The following is a 15,415-nucleotide window of genomic DNA, read 5'->3' on the forward strand; positions in this document are numbered from 1 at the left end:
TACCCCCAGGGCGGTGCCCCGAAGCCTCCCGGGACCGGGGTGCAAACCCGGCCGCAGGCGCCGCGCCCATCCCCACCAACGGCTTGCCTTCCGGATGGCTGCCCCTCAGGGATGAGGTGGGTCGATTATGGGGGTGGTTGGCGGGGCGGGGATAAGTTTGTGGGGAAATACAGCTTGGCAACACAGCGCTGTTCCCTCCAATGATTCAACGTAGCGCCGGATGAGTTCGCCAAGCGGGTGATGGATTTCTGTTGCATCCCAGAATTGAGGCTCTACCAATTTGATGGCGGGGGGCGTGATGAAATATCGACGAGCTTGGGACGGTGGGGAGTGGCAAGGCTACGCTCTCCAACTGGTGCAACTTAGGCATGGGCACCAAAACGTCCAGAGCGTTCCAGATCATGTAGGCGGCGATGCGGGCCTTGAATTTATTCATATAGGCGGCATTAACGATCCTCCCACACTGTATCAATGCTATGCCCCCGGGGAAACCGTTGACAACAAGAAAGCAGCGATTGCGCAACGCGCGAAAGCGAACAAAGATCTCCAAAAATTGATTTTAAACAAGGATAAACTGTGTAGTTTACTAAAAAATTTATCGATTAAACGTTGGATATTGCTTTGTCCGTTCCTCGACAACAAAGATGTCATCGGATCAACGCGGGCCAAGGCTGTCGAAATTCGTAAGGCAAAATTACCGTTTTTAGCTGAGGATTTTGATGCTCTGGTACACTGCCAGGAGGATTTCGCTGGCGAGATCGAAATCCTGCGGCAACAAACCATGATGCCAATGACGCTTCCGATTCTAAACGCCGACACCGAGTTCGCTGCTACTCGGGATGGCACAATCGGGAGCCGCATTACCGAGAAGCTGAACCGCGGGTTCAAGGCATCGCTTAGCCCCGAGCAAATTGAACAGAGACGCAATGCCTACGTCCGCGCGCATTTATACCGCGAAAACCTTTTAGAAGAACTCAAGCTCAACCACCCGGCCCTCTGGGATCGTTCAATTCAAACTCTTTCGGCTGAAGAGGAGCGGCTCGCTGCGGTGGGCGCCAGCTCTGACATTCCCGGGATACAGCTAAAGGAGAGCGTCGAGCGGATCGAATTGGCCCTCCAAAAAGATCTGCCAAATATGGCTCTCTCGTTTGCGACCCAAGTTGCGATTGGAACCGTAGGCGAGTGGTTGATCCGGTGCCCCCTCGACTTTCCAGGGGATGACGCATGAGCCTGACAATTGGGCCGCAGCGGTTCTCCTTCAGAAAAAGACCAATTGCAGTTCCAGGCGATCTTCGGATCGAGTGGCGAGTTTCGATCATCGTCCTGATGCTGGGCTTCTCCCGATCAAAGCAAGCCTCGTTGGCGAAACTTCACCTCCTTAACGATGCTGTCCGCGCGCCGAAAGCTGCAGCCCTCCTTGATCTCGTGGTCAGCTCAAGCCCCGGCAGGATACCTTGGACATTTCGAATTGAGCCCGCCTTCGGGCGAGCTATAGACTTTGTTGTGGGAGACGGGTTGGCCGGATGGACAACAACGGCAGACCGCTCAGCGCTTCAACTTTCAATCAAAGGCGTTACACTATTTGAGTCTCTAAAGAAAGAACACGATTTGCTGACATCCGAAAGAGATTTGCTAAGCAAATATGCAAAATCGATGACAGAGGCAATTGTCTCCGCGGTTATTGGCGCAGCGCGTAGGGCGACATGATTCACATTACCCACCTGCGGCTGCGCGCCATCACTGCCGATCACGTTTATGGCACCGATATTCCATTTGAGGCCGGCCTAAACGTCGTTCAAGCTAACAATACGTCAGGCAAATCGACATCCCTCCAAGCGATTATCTATGCATTGGGATTAGAGCGCGCCCTTGGCCCACAGCTAGACATACCTCTTCCTTACGCCATGCGGGAGAAAATCCACGCGCACGAGGATGATGAATACGAACTCGTCATTCAGTCTTACGTAGAGATAGAAATTCGCAATCATACGGGCCGGTCTGTAGTAATTCGTCGGGATGTCGTAGGCGGCAAGGATCGTCGGCTTATTCAAACTTGGGCGGGGCCAGGCCTTGCTGCAAATCGAGAGCGCTCAAACCCGCACGACTACTACGTCCTTGATGGCGGCGCAGCGCAGGCAGAAGACGGTTTTCATCGCTTCCTCACCAATTTTATCGGGTGGGAGCTGCCAATGGTATCACGTTTTGATGGCAGCGAGTGTCCTCTCTATTTGGAGGCAATCTTCCCGATGCTCTTCGTCGAGCAGAAGCGAGGATGGTCGACGATTCAAGGACCTTTCCCGACATTTCTCCGCATTCAGGATGTTGCGCGCCGCGTTATGGAATTCATGCTCGATCTGGATGTCGGACGAATCCGTCGGCGAAGAGCAGAACTACGCAGCGCGGTCGCTGCAACAGCCCAACGCTGGGCCCACCGTCGCACCGCATTAGAAGATGTAGCTCAACGCATTGGCCGGCTGAGGGGGGTTCCCCAAGTCCCGACAGCCGAATTCGCCCATACGCCTGAAATAATACTTGAGGTAATCCGCAATGGCGAATGGATCACGCTTAATGAAGCCGTGAATGGCGCCAAAGCCCGCATCGCAGAACTAGAAGGTGTTCCCATCGAGAGCACCGAAGACGCGGTCCCCGAGATGACCTCGCGCCTTGAGGTGGTTCGGGGAGATATTGACTCACTAAGTGCTCAGCTCGAAGCCATCCGTGCGGAGCACAACGGAGAAGAACAAGAGCGCCAGGCTCTGCGAGCGCGTTTGCAGGCCCTGGAAGCGGACTTGAAGCGTAATCAAGACGCTCAGAAGCTGAAGCGGCTTGGATCGCAACTGGGACGCGCTGCCGGTGAGCATGTCTGCCCAACCTGCCATCAAGAAGTGACCGGCGAGCTTCTGCCGGCCATAGAAGCCGTCGGCATGGGCCTCGACGAAAACATTGCGTTCGTTAAGTCGCAGATGCAGCTCTATAGGGTTGCGCTTGATGGCGTGAACCGCAAAGTCGAAGACTGTCAGGTGCGCTATCGCGCTCAAGATGAAGTATTGCGCGAGCGGCAATCCGAGCTACGACGTTTGCGCCAAGCTATCTTGCAACCGAGCGCGTCTCCGTCGCGCATTGCGATTGAGGAGATCGTTCGTCTCCAGAGCTTCTTGGAGAGATCGAACTCTTTTGATGAAGCTGCCGAAATTGCCAGCGAAGAACTAAAGGCGATGGCATTCGAGTGGAGCCGGCTCCAGCAAGAATTAAAAGCGATACCAGCCGACGAATTTTCTTTCGAAGATACGCAGAAAATCAATTCCCTCGAAATATCGATACAGAAACGTATTGGATCGTATGGGTTCAGATCGTTTCAACCTTCTGAAATCGTCCTCTCCCGAGAGAACCAGCGCCCTCTGACAATAACGAGGGACGCGGACGGAGACGTTGTCGAGAAGGAAATCACATTCGAAGTTTCCGCGAGCGACGGCATTCGTCTAAAGTGGGCATATTATCTATCTATGCTGCGCCTACCTGGCAAAACGAACCATGCGGGTCTGGTGATCTACGACGAGCCCGGCCAGCAGGAAATCGATGCTCAGAGCCTCTACGCCTTCTTGCAAGATGGTGCAGCCGAAAAACGGTCCGACCAACAAATCATCATCTCAACGTCGGAACCTCTGCCCGCCGTTCACAAGGCCGTCGGGCTGAACGGCAAGGTCATTTCGTTTAGCGGCTTTATCCTGCAACCGCTTTGAGACGGTGGATGGCAACCAAGGGCGCGAGCGTTCGCTCGAATCGACCATGTTGACGTCTGGAGACGTTCCATCGTCCGACGCAAAAAACCCCGCGTCGGGAGAACGCGGGGCTTCTTGTTGGGCCGCCTGCCCTGAAATGCCGGGGAGCGTGGCGGGCGGCCGGGTGGGTCGGCGGCTCGGGAGAGACCGCCTGCCGGCTGGCGCGGGGAGAGCGGGGAGCGTTCCGCGCCGGCCGGGATGGGGAAGCGTGTCGGTGAGATCCTTCGTGAAGGGCTTGGGGAACCCGCCGTCATCCGGGGCGAGCTGCGACAGCGGCGCCGGCCTTGGTCCATCCTCGGGCGGCGTCCCGCCCTTCGCTGGATCCCGGGACGACCTGCGGTCGCCCCGGGATGACGCCGTGTTGGCGTGAAACCGCTAGAACGGCAGCAGGATGTCCATCACCTGCTGGCCGTAGCGCGGCTGCTGGACGTCGGTGATCTGGCCGCGGCCGCCATAGGCGATGCGGGCCTGGGCGATCTTGCTGGACTCGATGGTGTTATCACTCTCGATGTCCTCGGGCCGGATCACGCCGGCCACGATCAGCTCACGGACCTCGAAATTGACCCGGATCTCCTGCTTGCCTTCGATCACCAGATTGCCGTTGGGGAGCGTCTGGGTGACCACCGCGGCGACGTTGGTCGCCAGCGTCTCGGAGCGGTTGACCGAGCCCGTGCCCTCGCTCGAGGCGGTGGAATCGAGCTTCAGCAACGAGCCGGCGCTGGCGCCGTCCGGCAGGAACTTGTCGAGCTTGTTCTCGAAGCCGAAGGCGTTGTCGGCGCCGACATCCTCGCCGTTCTTGCGGCTGCGCTTGGTGGTGTTGCTGAGCTGCGCCCGGTCGGTGACCTTGACCTTCACCGTGACCAGATCGCCGACGAGCCGGGCGCGCTGGTCCTTGAAGAAGGCGCGCGAGCCGGTGCGCCAGAGCGAGTTCGGCGCAAAGGAGGCATGCTCCATCGCCGGCATCGGCATCTGCACGGGCTTGTAGCCCTTGCTCGCGGTCGGGTCCTCGATCGGCGACAGCGCCGGCGCCTGGCCGACATTGGCGAGCCGGTCGACGGCGCTGCAGGCGCCGAGCGAAACGCCCAGCAGCAGCGCGCCGGAGAGCCTCAGGAGGCGGTGGCGGGTTTCGGCGACAGGGAGCTTTGACAAACGGGTCATGGCAGGGACTTTCCGTGACGGGTTCAACGGGCGGCGGCGACACGGCCGGTCGAGGCCGCCTGGATCGAGATCCGGCCTGGCCCGCTGACCGTGCCATGCAGCACGCGCTTGGATTGGGGGTTGGTGACGCTGACGACATCGCCCATCGCGCCGGCTTCGCCGGCCCGGCCGCGCATGGTGATCGTCAGCCCGCGGGATTCGTAGACCAGGGTGACGAGATCGCCCTTGGCGACGATCTCCTCGCGCTGGACGTCGCCGGCGCGCAAGGGCGCCCCCGCCATCAGCGCCCGGCGGGCCACCTTGTCGATCGCGGCGCGCGGATCGCCGATCAGATCGTTCGCCTGGCCGTCGCGCGGGCGGCGCTCGACCAGGACATCGGCCTTGCCCAGCGTCTCGCCGCGGGCGATGGCGCGCCGGGGCACCACGACTTCGACCGTCTCGACCAGTTGACCGGCGATGCGGATCGGCTTGAGGCGCATCGCCATGCTGCCGGGCACGCTGACGCGGGCCTGCAGCCGGCGGGTGCGGGAATCATAGCCGAGATCGGTGACCGTGACCTCGCCGTTGAGCTCGGGCTCGACCGCGATCGCCGGCGCGCCACCGTCGATGGTCAGCGCAAAGGCGCGCGCATCGATGCCGTAGCGCTCCTGCAGGCCGATCTTCACCGCCTCCTCGATATCGGACGCCATGATGCGCCGCGCCGCCCGGGTGACCACGACCTGCGCCGCCCCGGCCCCCTCGATCTCGCTGCCCGACTCGATCAGGCCGGCCGCGCGCGCCGCCTCGACGATGCGCGCCACCTGGATCGTCCCGGTTTCGCCGAGCGCCGGCGCGCGGAAGGCCGGGGTCGCGGCCGCATCGGCGGGCAGCCCCGCGATCAGGTCGCCGAAGGAGACGAGATCGCGCATCAGGGTGAGTTCGGAGCGCAGCTGCAGCTTGCGCGACGACGCGGCCGCGGGAGGCATGCCGGCCGCCGCCGCGACGGTGACGACGAGCGGGCCGGACGCCTGCGGCTGCGCGGCCTGCGCCGACGGAGCCACCAGCAGCGCGAGCGCCAGCGAGAGCGGGGCCAGGGAGCGCGGAGCGAAAAGGATTGTCGAGCCGATCATGATGCTGCCTCTCCGCCTTAGCCGCGGAACATCGAGGTCGTCGCCGACATCATCTGGTCGGCGGCGGTGATGACCTTGGAGTTCATCTCGTAGGCGCGCTGCGCCGCGATCAGCGAGGACAGCTCGGTGACCGCCTGGACGTTGCCCTCTTCGAGATAGTTCTGCTGCAGCGTGCCAAAGCCCTCGCCGCCGCCGAAGCCGTCGATCGCCTGGCCCGAGGCCGCCGTCTCGATGAAGAGGTTGTCGCCGATCGATTCCAGCCCGACCTTGTTGACGAAGCGCACGAGCTGGATCTGGCCGATCTGCTGCGGCGCGGTCTGCCCGGGGATCGAGACCTCGACGGCGCCCTGGGCGTTGATGTTCACGCTGGTCGCGTTGTTGGGGATCGTGATGCCCGGCTCGACCTGGTAGCCGTCGCGGGTGACGAGCTGGCCTTGGGAGTCGAGGTCGAACGAACCGTCGCGCGTGTAGGTGGTGCGGCCATCGGGCATGCGGACGCGGAAGAAGCCCTCGCCCCGGATCGCCAGATCGTACTGCTTCTCGGTCGAGGACAGGTTGCCCTGCGTCATGACGCGGCCGGTCGAGACCGTCTTGACGCCGGAGCCGACAAAGGTGCCGGCGGGCGCCTGCGTGTTCTGGTCGGAGGTGGCCGAGCCGGCGCGCCGGAAGTTCTCGTAGAGAAGATCCTGGAAATGCACGCGCTGGCGCTTGTAGCCGGTGGTGCGCACGTTGGCGATGTTGTTGGAGATGACCTGGACGTTGAGTTCCTGGGCCATCATGCCGGTGGCGGCAGTCTGAAGGGCGCGCATGGGTTTCTCCTGTCCCGCCTCAAGCCTGCTGATCGGCAAGGCGCGAAATCGCCTTGCTGCGCAGCTCGTCGGTCTTCGACAGCATGTTGGAAACGCTCTGATAGGAGCGCTGGACTTCCATCAGGCGGGTCATCTCGATCACCGCCTTGACGTTCGACAGCTCGATCGCGCCGGTCTCCAGGCGCGCCTCGGGGCCCGCCGGCAGCGGCGCCGCGGCCGAGCCGAACAGGTTGGAGCCCTCGCTGGTCAGCGCCCGGGGATCGGCGAAGCGGACCATCCGGATCTTGCCGCGCTGGCCCTGATCGGTGGAGACGGTGCCGTCGACGGCGATCCGCGCATTGCTCTCGGCGGCGCCGAACGCGATCGGCCCGCCATCGCCGAGCACCGGCTGGCCCGACTGCGTCACGAGCTGGCCCTGTGCATTGATGTCGAGCGCGCCGGCCCTCGTGTAGCGCTCGCCATTGGGCGTCTGCACGACGAGGTAGTTGTCGCCGCGCAGCGCGATGTCGAGCGGATTGCCGGTGCGCTCGATCGCGCCCTGCGACAGATCGATCGGCGTGCCCTTGTCGATGACGTAGGACAGCGGCTTGTCGGCCGGCTTGAAGCTGTCGGCGCTGGCCTTGGGCATGATGAATTCGTTGAAACGCGCCGAGCGCGTCTTGAAGCCGTTGGTGCCGACATTCGCCATGTTATTGGCGATGACATCCAGCTCTCGCCTCAGAGCCATCTGACGCGACAGGCCGACGAGAAGCGCGTTCTCCACGGCATATTCTCCCGATACACGTTCCGCGGCCGCTTCGACGCTCCCCAGCGCAGCAGCCACGACACACAGTCCGCAAGCGCCATGCCAGGATGGTTAATCCGCGCAACCCTCTGACAAACATCATGAATGCCGAAACTCGGCGTCGTCCGTAACCCTGCAGGACAGGCCCGGCAGGCAAGATCGACCCGGCAGAAATTGCCCTCCTTAACGACGCGTTAACCGTGACTGTTCAGGGTGTTTTCAAGGGTCCGCACAGGCGTGCGGATCACTGCGAATCCGGGGCAGGCAGGCGATGGCGAAGAAGCCCAAGACCGACGAGGACGGCGCCGCCGGCGAGGCCGCGCCGGCAGCTGGCGGTGGCAAGAAGAAGCTGATCATCATCGTCGCCGGCGTCGTGCTGCTGGCGGGCGCGGGCGGCGGCGGCTGGTTCTTTTTCCTGAAGAAGCCCTCGGCCGAGCAGATTGCCGCAGCCGAGGCGGCCAAGAACGTCAAGAAGCCGGTCGCCTTCATCGAGATGAAGGACATGTTGATCGGCATCACCGCCGGCCCGCAGCAGGAGCGCGCCCCGATCATCAAGATCAAGGTCGTGCTGGAAACCGCAGACGCCAAGGTCTCCGACGACATCAAGCCGCTGCTGCCGCGCGTCGAGGATGCCTTCCAGGTCTTCATGCGCGAGCTGCGCCCCTCCGATCTCGAAGGGTCAGCGGGCATGTACCGTCTCAAGGAAGAACTGCTGCGCCGCGTCAATGTGACGGTCTTCCCGGCGAAGGTCGACGCGGTGCTGTTCAAGGAACTGCTGGTCCAGTGAAGCGGCTGGCATCGGCGGCAGATGTGATAACCGGATTTTCGATCATGCCGATGCGCGATCAACCCGTAATGGAAGCGACGACAGGCCCATGAGCTCGAGCGATCGCGACAATGCCGGCGCGCCCCCCAAGGATGCGCCTCTGAGCCCGGAGAGCATGGCGGCCGAATGGGCCACCATGCCCGATCCCGTCGAGGAGGAAGGCGAATCGGAAGGCGGTACAGACCGCCTGATGAGCCAAGAAGAAATCGACACGATGCTCGGTTTTTCGCTCGGCGACGACAAGAACGACCGCAACGGCATCCAGGCGATCGTCGATTCCGGCTCGGTCTCCTATGAACGCCTTCCGATGCTCGAAATCATTTTCGAGCGTCTGGTGCGTCTGCTCTCCACCAGCCTGCGCAACTTCTTCACCGACAACGTCGAGGTCACGCTCGAGAGCATCCGCTCCGTGCGCTTCGGCGACTACATGAACTCGATCTCGCAGCCGGCGATGCTCTCGGTCTTCAAGGCCGAGGAGTGGGACAATTTCGGCCTGGTCACGATCGAATCGGCGCTGACCTACTCGATCATGGACACGATGTTCGGCGGCAAGCGCGGCCAGCCGGCGCCGCGTGTCGACGGGCGGCCCTTCACCTCGATCGAGATCCGGCTGATCCGCCGCGTCATCTCGCTGATTCTCGGCGACGCCGAGGCCGCGTTCAGGCCGCTCTCGCCGGTGACCTTCACCATCGACCGCATCGAGTCGAACCCGCGTTTCGTCTCGATCTCGCGTCCCGCCAACGCCGCCATCCGCGTCGAGCTGAAGTTCGACATGGAAGGCCGCGGCGGCGCCCTCCACATCATCCTGCCCTATGCCACGATCGAGCCGATCCGCGATCTGCTGCTCGAAAGCTTCATGGGTGAGAAGCTCGGACGCGATCCGATCTGGGAGAACCACCTCGCGACCGAAGTCTGGCAGACCGAAGTGCCCGTGACCTGCGTGCTCCACGAAACCCAGATGCCGTTGAAGCGGATGATGAAGCTCGAAATCGGCGACACGCTGATGTTCGATGCCCGTCCCGACGCCTTCGTGTCGCTGCGCTGCGGCGATTTCATCGTCAGCGACGGCCGCATCGGCCGGGTCGATGACAAGATCGCGGTCCAGGTCGTCTCCCCGCTGCGCCGCTCCAAGACGACGATCGCGGCGTTCGACACCAACAATCACGGCCAACCCTGACGACAAGGCGCGTTGCATGACGATCACCCTCTTCGCCGATGCGCTGGTTGCCAGCCTGCTCGTCGCCACCATCATCACCTGCTATGTGCTGACTAAGCGCATCGAGCGTCTCAAGGCCGATGAAGCCGGCATGCGCCAGACCGTCGGCGCGCTGATCGCGGCCACCGACACCGCCGAGCGCGCCATCGCCGGGCTGAAGCTGACGCTGGGCGATTGTGACCGCACGCTGGCCGAGCGCCTGCAGACCGCCGAGCGCTACGCCGCCGATCTCGCCGCGCAGATCGAGGCGGGCCAGGATGTGATGGAGCGCATCGGCCAGATCGTCAGCGCCGGTGCCCTGGTCTCGCAGAAGGCCGCGGGCGACGCGACCACGGGCGCAAGGACACCCGCCGCCCAGGCGGCGCCGACGCCGGTGTCGCGGATGGCCAACGCCGCCCAGTCCGCGGCGGCGATCCGGGCCCGCGCCGCCCGCCGTCTCGAAGGCCACGCCGCGTGATCGAACGGCCCCGCCTGCTTCCAGCCGTCATCCTCGGCGCCATGGGTCTCCTGGCGCTGAAGCTGCTGGCATGGACGGCGGAGCCGTACCCCGGCAAGATTCCCTCCAGTGCGCCGGCCTTCGCCTCCGCCCAGCCCGAGAAACCGGCGAAGCCGGACAAGGAGGTCTGGGCGCTCGCCAAGGTGATCGCGCATGCGCATGCGCCCGACCTGCCCTATCCCGACCCCGAAACCACGGGCTCGGTCGACAAGCCCGACGCCAAGAAGGAGCAGGAGAAGGCTGAAGCCGCCGCCAAGGAGGATGCCGCCCGGGCCGCCAATCCGGCCAACAAGGCCGGCATCATGAACGGCGTGGCCGCTCCGGTCTCGCCGGCCGAGCGCGCCCTGCTCGAACGGCTCGGCAGCCGGCGCGAGGAAATCGATGCGCGCATGCGCGAGCTCGAAATGCGCGAGCGTCTGCTCGATACGGCGGAAAAGAAGCTCGACAGCCGCGTCGATGACCTCAAGGAGCTCGAGACCAAGGCTGGCGTCGCTCCCGGGGCCAAGCCCGGCGCCGACGACAACAAGGCGATCAAGAACCTCGTCATCATGTACGAGGCGATGAAGCCCAAGGATGCCGCCCGCGTCTTCGACAGGCTCGGTCTCGATGTCCTGGTGCCGGTCGTCCAGCAGATGAACCCGCGCAAGATGTCCGAGGTCCTCGCGGCAATGGCCCCCGACCGCGCCGAAAAGCTCACCGTCGCGCTGGCGAGCACGGGGCGCCCGCCCGGCGCCGCCCGCGTGTCGCTCGATCCCGCGGCCCTGTCGGGCACCGAACTGCCCGCGATCGCCCCGGCCCCGCGCCGCGCCGGCCCCGCGCGGCCTTAACCCCGCATTATCCTTGACGCGCTAGCGTTTGCGATCGGAGCCGGCTTTCGTGCCGGGCCCGACCATGTCGCGTTGCGTGAGTGTCCGGTTTTGCGTCTTCCGCGTTCCCTCGCCTTCGGTATCGGCCTTGCGGCCCTCGTCGTCGCCGCCGGGCTCGGCGCGCCGGCGCTCGCGGCCAATGCGACGCTGCGCGGCGACGTGGTGCCGCCGGGCTTCGGGCGCATCTCCCTCACATTCGACGAGCCGACGCCGACGCGCATCCGCGTGTCCAACGGCGTGCTGGTTGTCGCCTTCGGCACGAGCGTCAATGTCGATGTCGCCCGGATCGCGCGCGATTTGCCCGCCTATGTCTCGATCGCCCGCGTCGACCCTGACGGACGCGGCCTGCGACTGGCGCTGGCCAAGCCCTACCGCGCCAACCTGATCGAGGCCGGCGAGCGCGCCTTCATCGATCTCCTGCCCGAGAACTGGCGCGGCCTGCTGCCGGGCCCTCCGCCCGAAGTCATCGCCGAGATGTCGGAGCGGCTGCGCGTCGCCGAGGCCCAGGCCCGCGAGGCCGCGCGTGCCGCCCAGCAGGCGCGCCCCCGGCTGGGCCTGCGCAGCGCCAGCCTGCCGACGCTGGAACGGCTGATCTTCGACGTGCCGCCCGAGACGGTGCTGAAGCCGGAACTCGCCGACGGCGCGCTGTCGCTGACCTTCAACCAGTCGTTGACCGTCGATGCAGCCGTCATCCGAAACGCGCTGCCCGATGGCGTCAAGCTGCGCTCGCATGCCTCGGGGCCGGCGGAGACCAAGCTGGCGCTGTCGGTGCCCAAGGACTGGCAGGTCCGCAGCTTCCGCGACGAGGACGGCCTGCTGCTCGACCTGATCAAGCCGGCCCCTCCCCCCGCGGCGACGCTGTCCGAGCCGGCCGGCGTCCAGCCGGCATCGGCCGTGACCGCGACACCGCCCGTCCAGCCCGCCACGGCGCCCGCGGCTGCAGCCCCGCCTCAGCCGGCGGCCGCGCCGGAGTTGCAGCCTGCCTCGGCCGCGGCGCCCGCCGCCCCTGCCGCGGTCGCCCGGCCCGTGGTGGCCCCGCCCGTGGTCGATCCGACGCCGCAGCCGGTCAAGATCGCGGCGACCGGGACGCGGCTCGATTTCCGCTTCCCGCGGCAGACCGGCGCGGCCGGGTTCGTCGAGCCCGGGCTGGCGACGCTGGTCTTCGACACCCGCGACACGATCGACCCCGCCGATCTGAAAGGCCTGCTGCCGGAGATCATCGAGGAGGCCACGGTGACGCGGGAGGGCCGGGTCGTGCTCGTGCGGCTGCGCCTGACAGGCCAGCCGCTGACGCGCCTGTTCGACGACGGCACGACCTGGGCCCTCGGCTTCGGCGAACAGGGCGGCAAACCCGCCGAACCGCTGGCGCCCGCGCGCACCATGGACGATCAGGGCCAGACCATCGTCGCCGTGCCGCTGCGCAGCATGACCGGCGTCCACTGGCTCGAGGCCGGCCCCTCGGGGCTGCCGATGGCCGTGGCGACGGCCAAGGGCCCCGTCAGGGTGATCGCCAAGCCCTTCCAGTTCGTCGAATTCACCCTGCAGCCGACGACGCATGGTCTCGTCGTGGTGCCGCGCTCGGACGATGTGCTGGTGCGGGCGGGCACCGAGCAGGTCCAGATCGGCCGGACCGGTGGCCTCACCGTCTCGCTCGACGTCGCAGCCCCCGAGAAGAACGGCGAGGCCAAGACCGCCGAGGCGCGCACGCCCCTGATCGACACCGAACAGTGGAACCAGCTCCTCGTCGGCGCGGTGCGCGAGCAGGAGCGCGCCTTGCAGCGCGAGATCGCGGGCGCCTCGCGTGCCCGCAAATCCGAGACCCGCCTCGCCCTGGCGCGCTTCTACGCCGCCAACGGCCTGCTGCCCGAGGCCAAGGGCCCGCTGACGGCGCTGATGGCCGATGACCCGGCGATGCGCAACAACCGCGAGGCGCTTTTCCTGAAGGGCCTGATCGCCACCCGGATGCACCGCCACAAGGAGGCCGCCGCCGCCCTCGACGCGCCCGCGATCAAGACCGAACCCGAAGCCGGTTTGTGGCGCGCGCTGGTCGATCAGCGCAACGGCCGCCACACCCAGGCCATGGCCGGTTTCCGCCAGGCCGACGCGATCCTCGACCGCTACCCCGTCGAGCTGCAATCCGAGCTGCGCACCGCCAAGGCCCGGTCGGCGCTGGCGACGCAGGACATGGCGGCGGCCGAGCGCGAGATCGGCACCCTCGGATCGTTGCCGGCCGACACCGTCGATCAGGAGGAACTGGCCCTGCTGCGGGCGATGCTGGACGATGCCGCCGGCAAGCCCGACAGCGCGCTGGCCGGCTACAAGCCGCTGTTCGAGGCGCGCAGCCGACCCGTGGCGGCGGAGGCGCAGCTGCGCGCGGTCAAGCTGGTCCAGGCCGAGAAACGCGCCGATATCGGGCCCGACGAAGCCCTCGCCCGGCTCGAGACGGTCTCGATCATCTGGCGCGGCGGCGAACTCGAGATCGAGGCGCTGAACGAACTCGGACGCATCTATGCCGAGGGTCAGCGCTGGCGCGACGCCTTCATGGTCGCCCGCCGTGCCTCCGAAAGCTTCCCCGACCACCCGCTGACGCGGCGCATGCAGGACGAGACCGCCCAGCGCTTCGCCGATCTCTTCAGCGGCGGCGGGCTGGACCAGCTGTCCCGCCTCGAGGCGCTGGCGCTGTTCTACGACTTCAAGGAGTTCCTGCCGATCGGCCGCCGCGGCGACGAGATCACCCGCCTGCTCGCCGATCGCCTGATCGGGCTCGATCTGCTCGACCAGGCCGCCGAGATCCTGCGCCACCAGATCGAGCGGCGCCTGACCGGGGCGGCGCGGTCGACCGTCGCCGCACGCCTGGCCATGATCAATCTGATGAACGGCAAGCCGGCCGAGGCCGTCCGCGCCTTGACCACGACGCGGCTCGTGGAACTGCCCACCGACGTCAAGCGGGCCCGCCTGCTGCTGGAGACCAAGGCCCTGTCGGACCTGTCGCGCACGGACCAGGCGCTGGAGCTGCTGGAAACCGAACAGGGCCCGGAGATCGACCGCCTGCGGGCCGACATCTACTGGACCGGACGCCGCTGGCGCGAGGCCGGCGAGGCGCATGAGCGCATCCTCGACGAGGCCTGGCGCGGCGAAGCGGCGCTGAGCGACGGCCAGCGCGCCGACGTGATGCGCGCCGCGATCTCCTATGTCATGGCCGATGAGGGGCTGTCGCTCGACAGGCTGCGCAGCAAGTTCGCAACGAAAATGGCCCAGAGCAGCGATGCCCGGACCTTCGCCTTCGTCACCGGCGCGGACCGGACCAAATCCGCCGACATCCGCGAGATGTCGCGCGCCGCCGTCGCGGCGGGCGCCGACAACCTCTCCGATTTCATGCAGGCCTATCGCGAACGCTACCCGGCCTACTCCGCCGCCGCGCGCCAGAAGAAGCCCGATGCCACCGCTTCGCCTCCGCCCGCCGAGGCGACGCCGCCGGCCACCCCGGCCGCCGCCGGAACCGACGGCGCGGCCGCGCCGGCCTCCGCGCCGGGGCGCAGCTGAGACTCGCGCATCGAGCGCGCGTCGCTAGACGCCGTAACTCTTCACCAGCGATCCGGCGACCAGGCCCCAGCCGTCGACGAGGACGAAGAAGATCAGTTTGAACGGCAGCGCCACCGTCACCGGTGGCAGCATCATCATGCCCACCGACATCAGGATCGACGCGACGACGAGGTCGATGATCAGGAAGGGCACGAACAGCAGAAAGCCGATCTCGAAGGCGCGCCTCAGCTCCGAGATCATGAAGGCCGGCACCAGCACATGGATCTGGACCTCCTGCGGCGTCGCCGGCGGCGGCTCGCGCGACATCTCCATGAACAGGGCCAGGTCCTTCTCGCGCACATGGCGCAGCATGAAGGTCTTGAAGGGAATGACGCCGCGATTATAGGCCTCGGCCGGCTGGATCTGGCCCGCCACCAGCGGCGCGACGGCGGTGGTGTAGGCCTCGCGCAGGGTCGGCGCCATGACGAAGCCCGTCAGGAACACGGCCAGCCCGATGATCACGGCGTTGGGCGGCGCCGTCTGCGTGCCGAGCGCCGAGCGCAGCAGCGACAGCACCACGACGATGCGGGTGAACGACGTCACCATGATCAGGATCGACGGCGCCAGGGACAGGACCGTGATGACCGCGATGAGCTGAAGCGCGCGCTCCGTCACGCCGCCGCCCTGCCCCAGATCGAGCGACAAGGTCTGCGCCAGCGCCGGCCCCGTCGGCACGCTCAGAAGCGCCGCCCAGAGCGCGAGACCAGCCGATGCTGCGCCCAAACTCCGCGCGCGGCGCCATCTCGCAGGGGTGCAGAACAGGGTCACGCGACGGGCCGGGTTTGCACCC

At 65.7% G+C, this 15,415-nt stretch carries 13 protein-coding genes; 8 read left to right on the plus strand and 5 right to left on the minus strand.

What is annotated here, in order from left to right; all coding sequences use genetic code 11:
* Window positions 1–298: 298 nt before the first annotated feature.
* The 3 genes from Q8S38_RS19695 to Q8S38_RS19705 are packed head-to-tail and all read left to right on the plus strand — an operon-like array spanning window position 299 to window position 3,740.
* On the plus strand, window positions 299–1,228 hold the full coding sequence (locus Q8S38_RS19695; RefSeq protein WP_305682043.1) for a hypothetical protein: 930 nt from the start codon (window positions 299–301) through the stop codon (window positions 1,226–1,228).
* Window positions 1,225–1,707, plus strand: coding sequence for a hypothetical protein (locus Q8S38_RS19700; RefSeq protein WP_305682044.1), 483 nt, complete (start codon window positions 1,225–1,227; stop codon window positions 1,705–1,707). The genes Q8S38_RS19695 and Q8S38_RS19700 overlap by 4 nt, the downstream gene beginning before the upstream one ends.
* A complete protein-coding gene (locus tag Q8S38_RS19705) occupies window positions 1,704–3,740 on the plus strand; it encodes an AAA family ATPase (protein ID WP_305682045.1) in 2,037 nt (678 codons plus the stop codon). The genes Q8S38_RS19700 and Q8S38_RS19705 overlap by 4 nt, the downstream gene beginning before the upstream one ends.
* 414 nt (window positions 3,741–4,154) lie before the next feature.
* Here Q8S38_RS19705 and flgH read toward each other — a convergent pair whose 3' ends face one another.
* Genes flgH through flgF form a run of 4 tightly spaced genes read right to left on the minus strand, consistent with a single transcriptional unit; the run spans window position 4,155 to window position 7,618 of the window.
* Entirely contained in the window at window positions 4,155–4,937 is a 783-nt protein-coding gene (flgH, locus tag Q8S38_RS19710; protein ID WP_305682046.1) for a flagellar basal body L-ring protein FlgH, read from the minus strand.
* Window positions 4,938–4,960: 23 nt separating this feature from the next.
* A complete protein-coding gene (gene flgA / locus Q8S38_RS19715; RefSeq protein WP_305682047.1) occupies window positions 4,961–6,046 on the minus strand; it encodes a flagellar basal body P-ring formation chaperone FlgA in 1,086 nt (361 codons plus the stop codon).
* Window positions 6,047–6,063: 17 nt separating this feature from the next.
* Window positions 6,064–6,855, minus strand: coding sequence for a flagellar basal-body rod protein FlgG (gene flgG / locus Q8S38_RS19720; RefSeq protein WP_305682048.1), 792 nt, complete (start codon window positions 6,853–6,855; stop codon window positions 6,064–6,066).
* A 19-nt stretch (window positions 6,856–6,874) separates the two neighbouring features.
* Window positions 6,875–7,618 carry a flagellar basal-body rod protein FlgF gene (gene flgF, locus Q8S38_RS19725; protein ID WP_305682049.1) on the minus strand — a complete coding sequence of 248 codons (744 nt, stop codon included), beginning with the start codon at window positions 7,616–7,618 and terminating at the stop codon, window positions 6,875–6,877.
* Between the two features lie 292 nt (window positions 7,619–7,910).
* Here flgF and fliL point away from each other — a divergent pair, with 292 nt between their 5' ends.
* From fliL to Q8S38_RS19750, 5 genes are all read left to right on the plus strand, one after another.
* Complete coding sequence (fliL, locus tag Q8S38_RS19730; RefSeq protein ID WP_305682050.1) at window positions 7,911–8,426, plus strand: flagellar basal body-associated protein FliL; 516 nt, start codon at window positions 7,911–7,913, stop codon at window positions 8,424–8,426.
* Window positions 8,427–8,514: 88 nt separating this feature from the next.
* Window positions 8,515–9,642 (plus strand): flagellar motor switch protein FliM, encoded by a 1,128-nt coding sequence (gene fliM / locus Q8S38_RS19735; RefSeq protein ID WP_305682051.1) that lies wholly within the window; start codon window positions 8,515–8,517, stop codon window positions 9,640–9,642.
* A 16-nt stretch (window positions 9,643–9,658) separates the two neighbouring features.
* Window positions 9,659–10,138, plus strand: coding sequence for a DUF6468 domain-containing protein (locus tag Q8S38_RS19740; protein ID WP_305682052.1), 480 nt, complete (start codon window positions 9,659–9,661; stop codon window positions 10,136–10,138).
* On the plus strand, window positions 10,135–11,004 hold the full coding sequence (locus Q8S38_RS19745) for a MotE family protein (RefSeq protein ID WP_305682053.1): 870 nt from the start codon (window positions 10,135–10,137) through the stop codon (window positions 11,002–11,004). Before Q8S38_RS19740 ends, Q8S38_RS19745 begins: the two co-directional genes overlap by 4 nt.
* Before the next feature lie 90 nt (window positions 11,005–11,094).
* Window positions 11,095–14,586 carry an ATP-binding protein gene (locus tag Q8S38_RS19750; protein WP_305682054.1) on the plus strand — a complete coding sequence of 1,164 codons (3,492 nt, stop codon included), beginning with the start codon at window positions 11,095–11,097 and terminating at the stop codon, window positions 14,584–14,586.
* 24 nt (window positions 14,587–14,610) lie between these two features.
* Here Q8S38_RS19750 and fliP read toward each other — a convergent pair whose 3' ends face one another.
* Window positions 14,611–15,348, minus strand: a complete 738-nt coding sequence (gene fliP, locus Q8S38_RS19755) for a flagellar type III secretion system pore protein FliP (protein WP_305682055.1) — start codon at window positions 15,346–15,348, stop codon at window positions 14,611–14,613.
* Window positions 15,349–15,415: the final 67 nt, after the last annotated feature.

This window comes from Allobosea sp. (genome assembly GCF_030695125.1).
Taxonomy (GTDB): Bacteria; Pseudomonadota; Alphaproteobacteria; order Rhizobiales; family Beijerinckiaceae; genus Allobosea.